This window comes from Mesorhizobium sp. B2-8-1 (assembly GCF_006440955.1).
Lineage (GTDB): Bacteria > Pseudomonadota > Alphaproteobacteria > Rhizobiales > Rhizobiaceae > Mesorhizobium.
The window spans coordinates 506,721-521,059 of sequence record NZ_VFTX01000002.1 but is presented as its reverse complement, the minus strand read 5'-3'; the positions used below and the strand labels follow the sequence as shown (position 1 = coordinate 521,059).

Annotated in this window: 13 protein-coding genes; 4 read left to right on the top strand and 9 right to left on the bottom strand. The window is 65.2% G+C overall.

What is annotated here, in order from left to right:
* Positions 1 to 94 precede the first annotated feature (94 nt).
* From carB to FJ428_RS06810, 4 genes are all read right to left on the bottom strand, one after another.
* Positions 95 to 3,586: a carbamoyl-phosphate synthase large subunit gene (gene carB, locus FJ428_RS06825; protein ID WP_140686115.1), complete on the bottom strand. Its 3,492-nt coding sequence runs from the start codon at positions 3,584 to 3,586 to the stop codon at positions 95 to 97.
* 264 nt (positions 3,587 to 3,850) lie between these two features.
* The gene (locus FJ428_RS06820) at positions 3,851 to 4,684 is read right to left on the bottom strand and encodes an SH3 domain-containing protein (RefSeq protein ID WP_140879117.1); all 834 of its coding nucleotides are present in this window, start codon (positions 4,682 to 4,684) and stop codon (positions 3,851 to 3,853) included.
* Between the two features lie 203 nt (positions 4,685 to 4,887).
* Entirely contained in the window at positions 4,888 to 5,646 is a 759-nt protein-coding gene (locus FJ428_RS06815; protein ID WP_140879116.1) for a metallophosphoesterase family protein, read from the bottom strand.
* A gap of 71 nt (positions 5,647 to 5,717) precedes the next feature.
* Positions 5,718 to 6,074, bottom strand: coding sequence for a helix-turn-helix transcriptional regulator (locus tag FJ428_RS06810; protein ID WP_140495932.1), 357 nt, complete (start codon positions 6,072 to 6,074; stop codon positions 5,718 to 5,720).
* Between the two features lie 194 nt (positions 6,075 to 6,268).
* Here FJ428_RS06810 and FJ428_RS06805 point away from each other — a divergent pair, with 194 nt between their 5' ends.
* A complete protein-coding gene (locus FJ428_RS06805; RefSeq protein ID WP_140516769.1) occupies positions 6,269 to 7,447 on the top strand; it encodes an MFS transporter in 1,179 nt (392 codons plus the stop codon).
* A 41-nt stretch (positions 7,448 to 7,488) separates the two neighbouring features.
* Here the strand turns inward: FJ428_RS06805 and FJ428_RS06800 are convergent, their stop codons facing one another.
* On the bottom strand, positions 7,489 to 7,953 hold the full coding sequence (locus FJ428_RS06800) for a MarR family winged helix-turn-helix transcriptional regulator (RefSeq protein WP_140495930.1): 465 nt from the start codon (positions 7,951 to 7,953) through the stop codon (positions 7,489 to 7,491).
* Positions 7,954 to 8,145: 192 nt separating this feature from the next.
* On the opposite strand from FJ428_RS06800, the gene FJ428_RS06795 reads away from it, so the two are divergent.
* Complete coding sequence (locus FJ428_RS06795; RefSeq protein ID WP_140879115.1) at positions 8,146 to 8,940, top strand: SDR family oxidoreductase; 795 nt, start codon at positions 8,146 to 8,148, stop codon at positions 8,938 to 8,940.
* Positions 8,941 to 9,002: 62 nt separating this feature from the next.
* On the opposite strand, the gene FJ428_RS06790 is transcribed toward FJ428_RS06795, so the two are convergent.
* Positions 9,003 to 9,602 (bottom strand): LysE family translocator, encoded by a 600-nt coding sequence (locus FJ428_RS06790; protein ID WP_140495928.1) that lies wholly within the window; start codon positions 9,600 to 9,602, stop codon positions 9,003 to 9,005.
* Positions 9,603 to 9,689: 87 nt separating this feature from the next.
* On the opposite strand from FJ428_RS06790, the gene FJ428_RS06785 reads away from it, so the two are divergent.
* A complete protein-coding gene (locus tag FJ428_RS06785; protein ID WP_263486603.1) occupies positions 9,690 to 10,568 on the top strand; it encodes a LysR substrate-binding domain-containing protein in 879 nt (292 codons plus the stop codon).
* Between the two features lie 60 nt (positions 10,569 to 10,628).
* On the opposite strand, the gene FJ428_RS06780 is transcribed toward FJ428_RS06785, so the two are convergent.
* The 3 genes from FJ428_RS06780 to FJ428_RS06770 all read right to left on the bottom strand — a co-directional run bounded on the left by FJ428_RS06780 (position 10,629) and on the right by FJ428_RS06770 (position 13,635).
* The gene (locus FJ428_RS06780; protein WP_140879114.1) at positions 10,629 to 11,279 is read right to left on the bottom strand and encodes a dihydrofolate reductase family protein; all 651 of its coding nucleotides are present in this window, start codon (positions 11,277 to 11,279) and stop codon (positions 10,629 to 10,631) included.
* 102 nt (positions 11,280 to 11,381) lie between these two features.
* Positions 11,382 to 12,224: a protein-L-isoaspartate O-methyltransferase gene (locus FJ428_RS06775; RefSeq protein ID WP_181167230.1), complete on the bottom strand. Its 843-nt coding sequence runs from the start codon at positions 12,222 to 12,224 to the stop codon at positions 11,382 to 11,384.
* 46 nt (positions 12,225 to 12,270) lie between these two features.
* On the bottom strand, positions 12,271 to 13,635 hold the full coding sequence (locus tag FJ428_RS06770) for an Nramp family divalent metal transporter (RefSeq protein ID WP_140879113.1): 1,365 nt from the start codon (positions 13,633 to 13,635) through the stop codon (positions 12,271 to 12,273).
* A 232-nt stretch (positions 13,636 to 13,867) separates the two neighbouring features.
* Between FJ428_RS06770 and mntR the strand changes: the two genes are divergently transcribed.
* Positions 13,868 to 14,317 (top strand): manganese-binding transcriptional regulator MntR, encoded by a 450-nt coding sequence (mntR, locus tag FJ428_RS06765; RefSeq protein WP_181165236.1) that lies wholly within the window; start codon positions 13,868 to 13,870, stop codon positions 14,315 to 14,317.
* The last annotated feature ends 22 nt before the right edge of the window (positions 14,318 to 14,339 follow it).

Below are 14,339 nucleotides of genomic sequence, written 5' to 3'. Positions count from 1 at the left end.
GAAGTAAGCGACGTAACGTAGGTTGGGTGGATAAGTTAGCGCCCAGTCTGGGCCTTGATGGCTCCTCACTCGGATTTTTTAAGCCAGCTAATCCTCAAGCAAAATACTCCTGCAGCGGCCGCACCTCCAGGCTCCCCGCCTTCAACGCCGCAATCGCTTCCGCCACCGCGGCGGCACCCGACAGCGTGGTATAATACGGCACCTTCTGCATCAGCGTTGCCCTGCGCAGCGACTTGGAGTCCGACACCGCCTTCTGGCCATCGGTCGTGTTGAAGACGATCTGGACCTGGCGGTTGCGGATGGCGTCTTCGATGTGGGGGCGGCCTTCCAGCACCTTGTTGATCTTCTCGGCGACGACGCCGTTTTCGGCGAGGAAGCGGGCGGTGCCTGAGGTGGCCATCACCTTGAAGCCGAGGCCGGCGAGGCGCTTGACCGCCGGTAGGATGCCTTTCTTGTCCTCGTCGCGCACCGAGACGAACAGCGTGCCGGAGCGGGGCAGATCAACACCCGCCCCGAGCTGGCTCTTGGCGAAGGCCAGGGCAAAATCACGGTCGAGGCCCATGACCTCGCCGGTCGAGCGCATTTCCGGACCGAGCAGGATGTCGACTCCGGGGAAGCGGGCGAAGGGGAAGACGGCTTCCTTGACCGCGATGTGGCCAGGATTGCGCGGGTCGGGCATGGCGCCATAATGGGCGAAGGCGTCTTCCAGGCTCTCGCCGGCCATGATGCGGGCGGCGATTTTCGCTATGGGACGTCCGATGGTCTTGGCGACGAAGGGCACGGTGCGCGACGCGCGCGGGTTGACCTCCAGCACATAGACCGTGCCGTCCTTGATCGCGTATTGCACGTTCATCAGACCGCCGACATTGAGCGCGCGGGCAAGGGCCGCCGTCTGCCGCTCCAACTCGTCGACCAGCTCCGAAGGCAGCGAGTGAACGGGGAGCGAACAGGCCGAGTCGCCCGAATGGATGCCGGCCTCCTCGATATGCTCGAGAATGCCAGAGACAAAGGTCGCCTTGCCGTCGCAGAGGCAGTCGACATCGACCTCGATGGCGCCACTGAGATAGGTGTCGAACAGCAGCGGGTTCTTGCCCAGCAGCGTGTTGATCTGGCCGGTCTTGTCGTTGGGGTATTTCTGCTTGATGTCCTCCGGCACCAGGCCGGGCACGGTGTCGAGCAGGTAGGATTGCAGCATGCCCTCGTCATGGATGATCTGCATGGCGCGGCCGCCCAGCACATAGGAGGGGCGCACCACCAGGGGGAAGCCGAGCTCGCCGGCGACGAGGCGGGCCTGCTCGACCGAATAGGCAATGCCGTTCTTCGGCTGGCTGAGGTTGAGCTTGTGCAGCAGCTTCTGGAAGCGGTCGCGGTCCTCCGCCAGATCGATCATGTCGGGCGAGGTGCCGAGGATCGGGATGCCGGCCTTCTCCAGTGCGTCGGCGAGCTTCAGCGGCGTCTGGCCGCCGAACTGGACGATGACGCCGACCAGCTCGCCCGACGCCTGCTCGGCGCGCAGGATCTCCAGCACGTCCTCCGCCGTCAGCGGATCGAAATAGAGCCGGTCCGAGGTGTCGTAGTCGGTCGACACCGTCTCCGGGTTGCAGTTGATCATGATCGCTTCGTAGCCGGCGTCGCGCAGCGCAAACGCGGCGTGGCAGCAGCAATAGTCGAATTCGATGCCCTGGCCGATGCGGTTCGGACCGCCGCCGAGGATGACCACCTTCTTGCGCGACGACACCTGCGCCTCGTTGGCGAGCGCGCCGGCGAAGGGCACTTCATAAGTGGAGTACATGTAGGCGGTCGGCGACGCGAACTCGGCCGCGCAGGTGTCGATGCGCTTATAAACCGGATGAACGTCGAGCTTTTCACGAATCTTCTGAACGACTTCCACGTCGCTCTTCGTCAATGAGGCGAGGCGGGCGTCCGAAAAACCCATGGCCTTCAGCATGCGCAGATTGGCGGCGTCCTCAGGCAGGCCGTGCTCCCGGATGCGGGCTTCCATGGCGAGGATGCCTGCGATCTGCTCGAGGAACCACGGATCGATCTTGCACATAGCGTGCACGTCTTCCAGCGAGGTGCCCATGCGGATCGCCTGCGCCACCATGCGCAGCCGGTCGGGCGTCGGCGTGCCCAAGGCGGCGCGGATCGCGTTGCGGTCGTCGGCGCTGTTGGCGGAGCCAAGGCCGGGGATCTCGATCTCGTCGAGACCGGTGAGGCCGGTCTCCAATCCACGCAAAGCCTTCTGCAGGGATTCCTGGAAGGTGCGGCCGATGGCCATCACTTCGCCCACCGACTTCATGGCGGTGGTCAGCACCGGCTCGGCGCCGGGGAATTTTTCGAAGGCAAAGCGCGGGATTTTCGTGACGACGTAATCGATGCTCGGTTCGAACGAGGCGGGTGTGGCGCCGCCGGTGATGTCATTCTCCAACTCGTCCAGCGTGTAGCCGACGGCTAGCTTGGCGGCGATCTTGGCGATGGGGAAGCCGGTCGCCTTGGAGGCCAGCGCCGAGGAGCGGGAGACGCGCGGGTTCATCTCGATGACGACGAGCCGGCCATCGGCCGGATTGACGGCGAACTGCACGTTGGAGCCGCCGGTCTCGACGCCGATCTCGCGCAGCACCGCGATCGAGGCGTTGCGCATCATCTGGTATTCCTTGTCGGTCAGGGTCAGCGCCGGGGCGACGGTGATCGAATCGCCCGTGTGCACGCCCATCGGATCGATGTTCTCGATGGAGCAGACGATGATGCAATTGTCCGCTCTGTCGCGGACGACCTCCATCTCGTACTCCTTCCAGCCGAGCACGCTCTCCTCGATCAGCACTTCGGTGGTCGGCGAGGCGTCGAGGCCGGACTGGACGATGTCGAAGAATTCGGCCCTGTTGTAGGCGATGCCGCCGCCGGTCCCGCCCATGGTGAAGGAGGGGCGGATGATGGCGGGCAGGCCGACATGGTCGAGCGCCTGGGCGGCGATCGCCATGGCGTGGCTGATGTAGCGCTGCTTGCGGTCGCCTTCGCCGAGGTTCCAGCTTGTCTCCAGCGCGTCGAGCGCGGCGTCGAGATTGTCGGGCTTTTCGGCCTTCAGCGCCGCGCGCTCGGCCTCATGCGTCTTGCGGTCGGCATTCTTGACGTCGGTGGCGTTGGCCAGCATCGACTTCGGCGTTTCCAGGCCGATCTTCTTCATCGCCTCGCGGAACAGCGCCCGGTCCTCGGCCTTGTCGATGGCCGTGGCGTCGGCGCCGATCATCTCGACATTGTAGCGCTCCAGCACGCCCATGCGGCGCAGCGACAGCGCGGTGTTGAGCGCGGTCTGGCCGCCCATGGTCGGCAGCAGCGCATCCGGGCGCTCCTTGGCGATGATCTTGGCCACGACCTCGGGGGTGATCGGCTCGATATAGGTGGCGTCGGCCAGTTCCGGGTCGGTCATGATGGTGGCCGGGTTGGAATTGACCAGGATGACGCGGAAACCCTCTTCCTTCAGCGCCTTGCAGGCCTGGGTGCCGGAATAGTCGAATTCGCAGGCCTGGCCGATGACGATGGGGCCGGCCCCGATGATCAGGATCGACTTGATGTCGGTGCGTCTTGGCATCTTTATGAATTCCGTTCGGCGAGCGGCTTGCACGAAAAACCGGGACGGGAGACCCGGCCGGTTGTGCTTGCGATTCTGGTATCAGGCTAGGAGGGCCTTATAGGGAAGAGTTTTGCGGGATGTAACCCCGAAAATGAGGGCAGTAGGGCAGTAGGGCAGTAGGGCAGTAGGGCAGTAGGGCAGTAGGGCAGTAGGGCAGTAGGGCAGTCACTCCAGGCACTTCACATATTGCCTTACTGCCCCACTGCCCTATTGCCTTCCAAACTAATCCCCAAACGCCACCGCGTCCGTAATCTCGAATCGCTCCGAGATGCCGACGCGGATCATGCTGAGGCTGCCTTCGCGGGTGAAGCGGAAATCGCTGTCGCCGTCGGAACCTGCGGGCAGGCCGCCGTAGAAGGAGATGACGCGGCTGCCGCCGTCCGGCCAGGTCACGGTGACGTCGGCCTTGTCGCTGCCCTTGTGCTCGACGCTTGCCGCGCAAAGGGTCATCGGCTGGCCAACATTGCGCGCACAGGGAATTTCAATGGCGGCGCCTCCGGCGCTGGCCTCCGCCTGAGGCGGATTCTCCCCAGTGGGCGGCGGTTCATTCGCCACCAGCGCCAGGCCGTAAGCATCCTGCATGGCAACTGCCGCCGCGGATTTCGGCGTGGTTGCAGCCGCGTTGTCGGCTCCGCCCAGCCTCGCCGTCAGGTCGGGCGGCAACGCGGGCGGCGGAGCGGCCGTCGGGCCGGCCGTTGCGTCGAGCGCCTGGCCTCCATCCGCCTGATCCGGATCGGGCGGCGAAGCCGGATTGACGGGGTTCAGGTAGCGGGCAGGGGTCCAGCCGCTGATTTTCGGGTTCTCGGCCTCGACCTTGCACCATTGCCGGCCGTCTACGTCGATGCAGCCGAGATTGTTCACGCTGGCGCCATTGGCCAGCCGCGCCTCGGTCTTGCCGATCGGCGACGGATGGGCGCGGACGTTGAGGAGATCGTCGGGAGCGAGGCCGGTGACGATGGAGATGAACGGCCCATCTTCGGCATGGGCCACCGTCAGAAGCACAGGAGCGGCGATCAGCGCGAAGAGCGTCGTTCGGAACGTAGACCGGCGTTTCATCGCTTCGCCGTGGCCGATAGATTGCATTGCCAAAGGCACCGCCAGATACGAAAACGCCGCCACACGCGAAGCCGATTTTATAGGCGACGACGCTGCGCCATGTCCAGAAGCGAGATTTTCTTCCGGCAGGGACGGATCTGCGTGAAGGCGATCATCGGAGGAGCGGGGAGAGAGCAGCCTGGCGGCATGAATGCGAAGAGCATTCAGCCGGGCATGAAGCCGGTTCGCAGCGCATGGGCCCATTCGGGCCGTCCCGCCTGTTCGGCCTGGCCGGCGGCCGCCTCGTGATCATAGTCGACGGCGATGGCCTCGAAACGGTCGGGCCGGCCGGGCTCGCCTGAAGTGACGATGCCGTAGCGCGCATGCGGCGCGCCCTGCTCGGAGGAATGCGCCGGCGGCGTCGAGTCTTCATAGGCGGGACAGCCGACGCTGCCCGGGTTGAAGATCACCGGACCGCCTGGCAAGCGGATCAGTTCGGCCCGGTGGCTATGGCCGCACAGGGCCAGGCGGCAGGCCGGATCGAGCGCCTTCAACCGCCGCCGGATCGCCGCCAGCGGCGCACGCACCAGCCGGCCATCGGTGATCGCATCGAGCAGGTATTTCTCGTCATGATCGGGCCTGGCATGGAAAGCGATCACGCCGGGCGCGATCTCCAGCGTCAGAGGCTGCGCGAACAGCACCTCGCGCTGCGCTCCGGTCAACCGTTCCCGCGCGTAGATGTCGGAGGCCCACATGGTCTCATCGGCCGGATCGGCGGCGATGCGGCGGTCATGATTGCCGCGCACGGTCGGCAGGTTCAGCGCTTCCAGCCGCGCAAACGTCTCGCGCGGCCAGAGCGGACCCGAAACGCTGTCGCCGAGATTGACTGTGAGGTCGGCACCGCCGCGCCGCTCGAGGTCGGCGAGCACGGCGTCAAGCGCCAGCACATTGCCGTGGATATCGGCGAGGACAGCGATGCGCATGGGGAGCTCCGGTTGTGAGGCAGCGTTTCCTCTCCCCACTACCGTGGGGGCGATAACCCAGATCCCGCGAGTCAGGCCGTCACTTCGATATCATGGCCGCCGACCGCCGGCAGCGCCGGATCGTCGCCTGCGGCGGCAATAATGCTGTCGAGCAGGCCGGGGAAGCGGGCATCGAGATCGGCGCGGCGCAGCGTGATCATGCGGTTGGTGCCGGCCACTTCTGCGCGGGTCACGCCGGCCTCGCGCAGCTTTGCCAGGTGGTAGCTCAGATTGGTCTTCGAGGCGAGATCGAGGAATTTGCTGCAGTTCAGCGGCACGCCTTCCTTGCTGGCGAGATAACGCACGATCGCCAGCCGCGTCGGGTCGCCGAGCACGGCGAGCACGATCGGCAGGCTGATCTGGTCCGTATTGGGATGTGGCAGGCTCATGGCTGCAACCTAAGCACAGTTCCGGCCGATTTCAACGCACCCGCTCCGCGTCTGCCGTGCACACCGCTCTCCCTTTCACGACCGTGCTGACACAGGGCTGTCAGGATGGTTGTGCTATTTTTTCCTGGCTTCATTGACATCCTGCCGGGTTATGTCCAATTGTTCAATAACCTTTGAACTAAGGACACATCGCCATGGACAAGCGGATCTTCTGGCTTGCGCTCGGATCGTTTGCGATCTCGACCGAAGGCTTCGTCATCTCCAGCCTTCTGCCCGACATCGCCAGGGATGCCGGCATCTCCGTTCCGCTCGCCGGCACGCTGATCACCGCCTTCGCGCTCGCCTATGCGGTCGGCACGCCGATCCTGGCGACGCTGACCGGCGAATGGGACCGGCGCCGCGTCATCCTGTGGACGCTGGTGTTCTTCGTCATCGGCAACGTTGCCGCGGCCTTGAGCTCCTCCTTCGAAGTGCTGCTCGCCGCGCGCATCATCATGGCGCTGTCGTCTGGCCTGTTCGCGGCGACCGCGCAAGGCACGGCGGTGGCGCTGGTCGATGACCATCACCGGGCCCGCGCCATTGCCGTCGTCGTCGGCGGCACCACGGTGGCGGTAGCGGTGGGCGCCCCACTCGGCGCGCTGGTCGCGGCGATAGCCGGCTGGCGCGGCACGTTCTATGCCATCGCAGGCCTTGGTGCGCTCGCCGGTGCCATCCTCTGGTATCGGCTGCCGCGCGGCATCATCGGCACCAAGCTGCCGCTGAAGCGCCGGCTGGCGGCGGCAATGCGTCCCGGCGTGATGCCGATCCTGGTGACGACCACACTTGCCCTCATCGGCGCCTTCACCGTGTTCAGCTTCATCGCGCCGCTGGCCATCGAAGCCAGCGGGCTCTCCCCGATAGCGCTGCCCGGCATGCTGCTCGCCTTCGGCGTCGGCGCCGTCATCGGCAACATCGCCGGCGGCCAGGCCGCGGACCGCTTCGGCGCTACGCGCACCGTCGGCTGGTCGCTGGCGCTGAGCGCTGCCATGCTCGTCACCTTCTCGCTGATCCCGGCCTTTCTGCCGCATCATCTCGCCGGGCCGGCGCTGATGGGCATGATGGTGCCATGGGGCATCGTTGGCTGGGCCTTCCCGCCGGCGCAGGCGAGCCGCATCATCAAGCTCGCCCCCGACGCTGCCCCGATCGTGCTGTCGCTCAACGCCTCGGCGCTCTATCTCGGCGTGGCACTCGGCGCGGTGGTTGGCGGCGCCGTGCTGCGCTATGGCGGTCCGGCCGATCTCGGCCTCATCGCGGCCGTCTTCCCCGTCGTCGGGCTCGGCATCGTGCTGGCCGGCCGGATGCTGGCGCGGCCGGTCGCCATGCCGGCGGAGTAGAGGGCGCCGAGCTTTTCGTCACTGGTTCTTTCGCGGCCGCTTCAGCTTGAGGGAGCGGCCGCCGGCGTTTCGAGATCCAGAGAGGCCACATCATCCAGCGTCGCACGCAGCTTCGCGGCTTGCTCCGCGCCGATCATCTCCTCGAAGCGCTGCTGGGCGACACTCCACAGCCTGATCGCCTCTTCGAGCTTGGCCTGGCCGTGCGGCGTCAGCCGGACGCGCTTGACGCGGCGATCGTCCTTATCGGGGAAGGTTTCGACATAGCCGTCGCGGACCAGCGGCTTCAGCGTATGGCCGAGCGCCGAGAGATCCATGATCAGCGCCTCGGCAACGGTCCCCATCGCCGGTTCGCTGCTGGCACTGATCTGAAAGAGCAGGCCAAATTGCGTGCCTTTCAGCCCGGAAGGCGCAAGCGCGTCGTCGTAGAAGCGGCCGAGCCTGCGCGCGGTGCGCCGCAAGGTGGCATTGTTGCACCGGCTGAATCCCGGTTGCTGAAGATCGGTCATGTCAACTCCTCGCTGGCAAAGCCTGTGCCAGCCTGCCGCAGAAATAGTTTTCGCGGCCGCCGTTGACAAGATAGTGGCATATACCTACTTCGCCGAAAGTGGCATATGCCACCAATTGACGATCGAGAAGCTCGGCAGCCGGCGCATCCGTCGAAGCCGAACCAGAGCGAAGAGCGCGAAAGGAACAGGACAATGAGCAAGAATGAGAACAAGGGCACCGCCGTCATCACCGGCGCTTCCTCCGGCATCGGCGCTGTCTATGCCGACCGGCTGGCGGGGCAGGGCTATGACCTGGTGCTGGTGGCGCGCCGCGCGGACCGGCTCGAGGAATTGGCTGAAAGGCTGCGATATGCCTACAGCCGCAAGGTCAGCGTGATCAGTGCCGATCTGGCCGACGACGATGATGTGCGGCGGGTGGAGCGGGCGGTATCGACGGATGACAGCGTCACGCTGTTGGTCAACAATGCCGGGCTTGGTGGTGCACAGGTGGTTGCGACGGCGGACGCCGATGCGGCTGAACGCATGATCAAGGTCAATGTCATCGCTTTGACGCGCCTGACCCGCGCGGTGCTGCCGGGATTTCTGGCGCGCAACCGCGGCGCTATCGTCAACATCGCCTCGGTGCTGGCCTTCGACACCTCGTTCGGCGGCATCTACAGCGGCACCAAGGCCTATGTCGTCAACTTCACCGAAGCCCTGCAGCGCGAGGTCGCCGGCACCGACGTCCAGGCGCAGGTGGTGCTGCCGGGGGCGACCCGGACCGATTTCTGGGAAGTCGCGGGAAGCGATATCGACCAGCTTCCGAAGGAAATCATCATGACCGCCGACGATATGGTCGATGCTGCCCTTGTCGGCCTGGCCAGGGGCGAAGCCGTCACCGTGCCCGCGCTTGCCGATACGGCCAAGCTGGACGCCTTCCTTGGCGCCCGGCAGACCTTCTACGGCAGCCTGCACGCCGACAAGCCAGCCGCACGCTACGCGGCTTGACAGGATTCGGGTTCCTCGCCTCGCCTTGCGGGGGCGAGGAACCCAGGTTCTGCAGGCCCATCTTACGCCTGCCGCCACATCGGAATGATCGATGCCGCCAGCACCAGGCCGAGCAGGATATTGAGCGCGCGCCATTGCTGCTCGGTCTTCAGCAGCCGGGCGAGCAGCATGCCGGCCACACACCATAGCGACAGCGAGAAGGCGGCGGTGAGGCCGAAGGTGGAGCCGAGCAGCAGGGCCAGCCGCGCCGGCCCGTCGGCGAGTGCGGCGAAGGATGCCGCGGCTCCAAGCCCCATCGCCCAGCCCTTGGGGTTCAGCCACTGAATGCCGGCACCGCCGAGAAAACTGTTCGGTTTGATCATCGTCACATCGAGCTTGGGCGCCCCCGCACGGCCGATCTTGAGCGCCAGCCAGACGAGGTAGAGCGAGCCGGCGATCTTCATGGCAAGCTGCAAGGACGGCATGGCGAGAAGCAGGCCGGCCAGCCCGGCGGCCGCCGCCCCAGTGACTGTGGCTAGGCCGGCCGCGCTGCCGACCACCAGCGGGATGGAGCGGCGAAAGCCGAACTGCGCGCCCGACGCCGTCGACAAGGTGGTGGCGATGCCGGGCGTGCTGGTCGCCACCAGGGCGAACAGGATCAGCGGGATGACGGGTTGGAGCATGCGGCGTCCTCTGTCGAAGGCCCCATGTTAGATGCAGCCGCATATCAGTAAATGCAATGTTTACGATGACAGGCATTAGCATCTATAATGCAGGACATGATCCGCAACCTCGATACGACGCTCATGCGCACCTTCGTAACCGTCGCCGACAAGGCCAGCATGACGGCGGCGGCCAATGCGCTGCACCTGACGCAAGGCGCCGTCAGCCAGCAAGTCCGGCGGCTGGAGGAGGCGCTCGGCCGCAGCCTGTTCGAGCGCGACCGGCGCGGCTTGCGGCTGACCTCTGCCGGCGAGCGGCTGTTCGGCAAGGCAAAGCTGCTGCTCAGCCTCAACGACGAGATCTGGGCCGAAATGGCTGCCAATGTCGTTGCCGGCCAGGTGCGGTTCGGCGTGCCTTACGACCTTGTCGGCACGACGCTGGCGCCGGTGCTGAAGGCCTATGCGCAAACCTATCCGCAGGTCGAGATATCGCTGGTCTGCGCCTCCTCGCCGGAATTGGCCGCGGCGCTCGCGGCCGGCACCATCGACCTGGCGGTCATCGAGGAACGGGTAGGGGCATCGGATGGCGAGTGCCTCGCCATCGATCGGCTGGTGTGGGTCGGCGCCAAGGGCGGTGTCGCGCGTGCCAAGCGCCCCTTGCCGGTCTCGATGGTCGCCGACAGCTGCGCCTTCCGGCCGGTGGTGCTTTCGGCGCTCCACGAGCATGGGCTGGAATGGCGCACCGTGTTCGAGAACGGCAATATCGACGCGACGACGGCTACGGTGCGTTCCGACCTGGCCGTCACCACCTGGCTGGCCTCCGCGGTGCCGGCCGATCTCGACATATTGCCGTCCGGGTCCGGCCTGCCGCCGCTGCCGAATTTCTCGATCAACCTGCATCTGCCGAGGCACGGCGTCGGCCCGGCGGCGCAAGCGTTCGCACGGCACATACGCGACGGGCTGGCGCGCCGGCCGCAGGCGGCTTGAGGGACTTCTCAGAACCTGGTTCCTCTCCTCCACGTTCGTGGAGGAGAGGAAAAGAAGCGTTTACTTCCAGGTCCTGCGCCGCTCGAGCTCGGCGTCGGATGGCTCCCCCGTGACAAAGGAACCGGTCTTGATTTCGCCGGCGCGCTCGTAGATCGCCATGATGACGCCGGTGCTGGAAGTCTGCGAGCGGGTCAGCTTGAAGGCAGCCGGCATCGCGTCATCGCCGAACAGCCGCTTGCCCTTGCCCAGTAACAGCGGGAAAATCATCAGCCGAATTTCGTCGATCAGCCCATTGGCGAGCAGGGTCTGGATCAGATTGGCCGATCCCTGGATGAGCAGATCAGGTCCCTCTTCCTGTTTGAGGCGGCGCAACGCCGGGACGATATCAGGCCCAAGCGATTGCGTGTTCTGCCAGGTGAGCGAACCCGGATGATGCGTCGCTACGTATTTGGTCGCAGGATTGAAGGCATCCGCGATCGGATCTTTCTGGTACGGCCAGTACGCGGCGAATATGTCGTAGGTTCTGCGGCCGAGCAAGAGGGCGAAGGGCTTGGAGAATAGTTCATCCATCGCCGCGCCCGCCACTTCGTCAAAATAGTGGAACGTCCAGCCGCCGAACTTGAAGCCGCCGACGGGATCCTCCTCCGGGCCGCCCGGCGCCTGCATGACGCCGTCGAGGCTGACGAATGTCGCCGCTATGATCTTTCTCATGGGATGCTCCTCCTGTTTCGATCCATGCCGTCAGGGCCGGACTTCAGTCCAAGGACGGATGACTGGCTGGCCGTCCGACAGGGCGTGCCGAATTTCGGTTCGTCAGACCCGAGGCCGCGCATCGAGGCTGCGTGACGAAAACCAGACATGCTCAAAGATCGCGGTGGCGGTGCGGTCCGGCAACTTGTCCGCCGTCAGCCAGATCGAGCGACTGCGCGCGGCCTGGTCGCGCGTCGGGATTTTTGCCGCGAGACTTGCAACCGATGCACCGGAGCAAGGGATGAACCAGGAGCGCATGAAAGGGTCGCAGGCAAAACCTTTTTCGGTGCGGGTCACCAGAGCGGCCAAGGGAACGCGCTCGGCCGGGCGCCACGGGAAGATCATGCGGCCGTCCGGCTTCAGCGCCTTGAGCCAGCCGGGTGGAGGTGCCGCGACGCCGGCATTGACATAGATGGCATCCGATGGCGGCAAATCCGATGTGACGGCATCGCCAGGAATGACAGTGACGTTCTCGTAGCCCGCAAGGTTTGCCTTTGCCCGCGAGGCAAGATCGGCGTCCAGTTCGAAGGCGGCAACGGTGCCGCCAGGTGAAACCAACCTGGCCAGCAAAGCCGTGTAGTAGCCGGTGCCGGCGCCGATGTGAGTGACAGCCTCGCCGGGCCTGGGCGCGAGTTTCCCGATCCACATGGCGTGCAGGAACGGCTCGCCATTGTTGATGCCCTTGTCGGCATCGAGCACCACCAGCACGTTCTGATAGATGAAGCGCGGGTCGGCGCTCGGGGTCTCGACCGCGCCTTGGCCGGCGACGATCATCCATGGGCCAGGACCGAGAAACGCCTCGCGCGGCACGGCCGCGAACACCTCTTCAAGACGCGGATCGGCGGAACGCGCCTGCGCAGCCATCAGCTTGGCATAGAAGCTTCGAGATTGGGCTATCGTGGTCATGATCGACCGAGAAATAGCGCGGGCCGCGTCTTTGTCGCGGCCGATCTCAGCCGATCCCGAACAGCGTGTCGTAGAGCAGCTTGAAGTTGAGCACCAGGATGATGGCGGCGACCACCCAGGCGAGCGCCGCAACGCCGCGCGGGATGGCAAGGCTGCCCATCTTCTTCCTGTCAGAGACGAACTGGACCAGCGGGATTACCGCGAAGGGCAGTTGCATCGACAGGATCACCTGGCTGAACACCAGCAACTGGCCGGTGCCCTTTTCGCCGTAGAGCGCGGTGACGACCACCACGGGGATGATGGCGAGGCCGCGCGTCAGCAGGCGCCGCGCCCATTGCGGAATGCGCAGGCGCAGGAAGCCTTCCATGACGATCTGGCCGGCAAGCGTGGCGGTCACCGTCGAGTTCAGGCCGGAGGCGAGCAGCGCCACGGCAAACAGGATCGAGGCGATGCTCAGGCCGAGCAGCGGCGACAGCAGTTCGAAAGCCTGGCCAATCTCGGCGACGTCCTGGTGGCCGGTGTTGTGGAAGGCGACCGCCGACACGATCAGGATCGAGGCGTTGACGAACAGGGCCAGCATCAGGGCGATGGTCGAGTCCGTCGTTGCCCATTTGATGGCGTCGCGCTTGCCCTCGTCGGTGCGTTCATAGGCGCGGGTCTGCACGATTGAGGAGTGCAGATAGAGATTGTGCGGCATGACGGTGGCGCCGATGATGCCGATGGCGATGTAGAGCATCGCCGGATTGGTGACGATTTCGGATGACGGCACGAACATCGAATGCAGGATCGTGCCGGCCGGTGGCGCGGCGACGAAGATCTGGATGGCAAAGCAGCTGAAGATGATGACCAGAAGCGCGACGACGAAGGCTTCGAGATAGCGGAAGCCCTTGTTCATCAACAAAAGCACCAGGAAGGCGTCGAGCGCGGTGAGCATGGCGCCGCCGATCAGCGGAATGCCGAACAGGAGCTGCAGCGCGATCGCGGTGCCGATCACTTCGGCGAGGTCGCAGGCGATGATGGCGAGCTCGCAGGCGATCCACAGCACGAAGTTCACCGGACGCGGGTAGTAGGCGCGACAGGCCTGGGCGAGGTCGCGGTCGGTGGCGATGCCGAGACGCGCGGCCAGCGCCTGCAGCAGAATCGCCATCAGGTTGGACAGCATGATGATGAACAGCAGCGTGTAGCCGAACTGGGCGCCGCCGGCGAGGTCTGTCGCCCAGTTGCCCGGGTCCATATAGCCGACCGAGACCATATAGCCCGGCCCCATGAAGGCAAACAGGCGACGGAACCAGACGCCCGAATTCGGTACGGCGATCGAGGAGTTGACCTCGCGCAGGCTCGGCTGCTCATCGCCTGGCCTGTCGAACCGCCACGCTGGTCTGGCTATGGCGGTGGCGTCGGTCTCGGACATGGCGAATTCCGCGTGATGCAATGGATGATGTGTCCTATCTATGCCACGGCTCAACATTATGCAATATGCTATATTTCATTGATCATGCTTTTGCGATGCGATCGATCGTGCTCCGACGCGGCGGCGATGCGGTTGCGCCTGGGCCCGAATGCAAATAAACGCCAGGATTGTCGGGGCCCGTGCTATGAATGCGGGCCGATTCAATCTTCGGGCAGCCAAGGAGGAGCGCATATTGGCGCTGAAGAACAGACCGGTCCCGCGTGAGCCGCTGCCCGATGCCGATGTCCATTCGGAAGGGTTCCGGCAGACGCGCGAAGCGCGCCGCAGCGCGCTGGTCGAGGACTATGTCGAGTTGATCGCCGACCTGATCGAGGACGGCAACGAGGCCCGCCAGGTCGACATCGCAGCCAGGCTGGGGGTCGCTCAACCGACAGTGGCCAAGATGCTGACCAGGCTGTGTGCCGACGGGCTGGTCTCCAGAAAGCCCTATCGCGGCGTGTTCCTCACCGAAGCCGGTCGCAAGGTCGCGGAAGAGAGCCGCATTCGCCACCAGACGGTGGAGGCTTTTTTGCGTTCGCTCGGCGTCAGCGCCGAGACGGCGCGCATCGATGCCGAGGGCATAGAGCACCATGTCAGCGCCGAGACGCTGGAAGCGTTCCGCAAGGCGATGACGGCGGGCTAGGGACTTTGCCAAGACGCCGGCC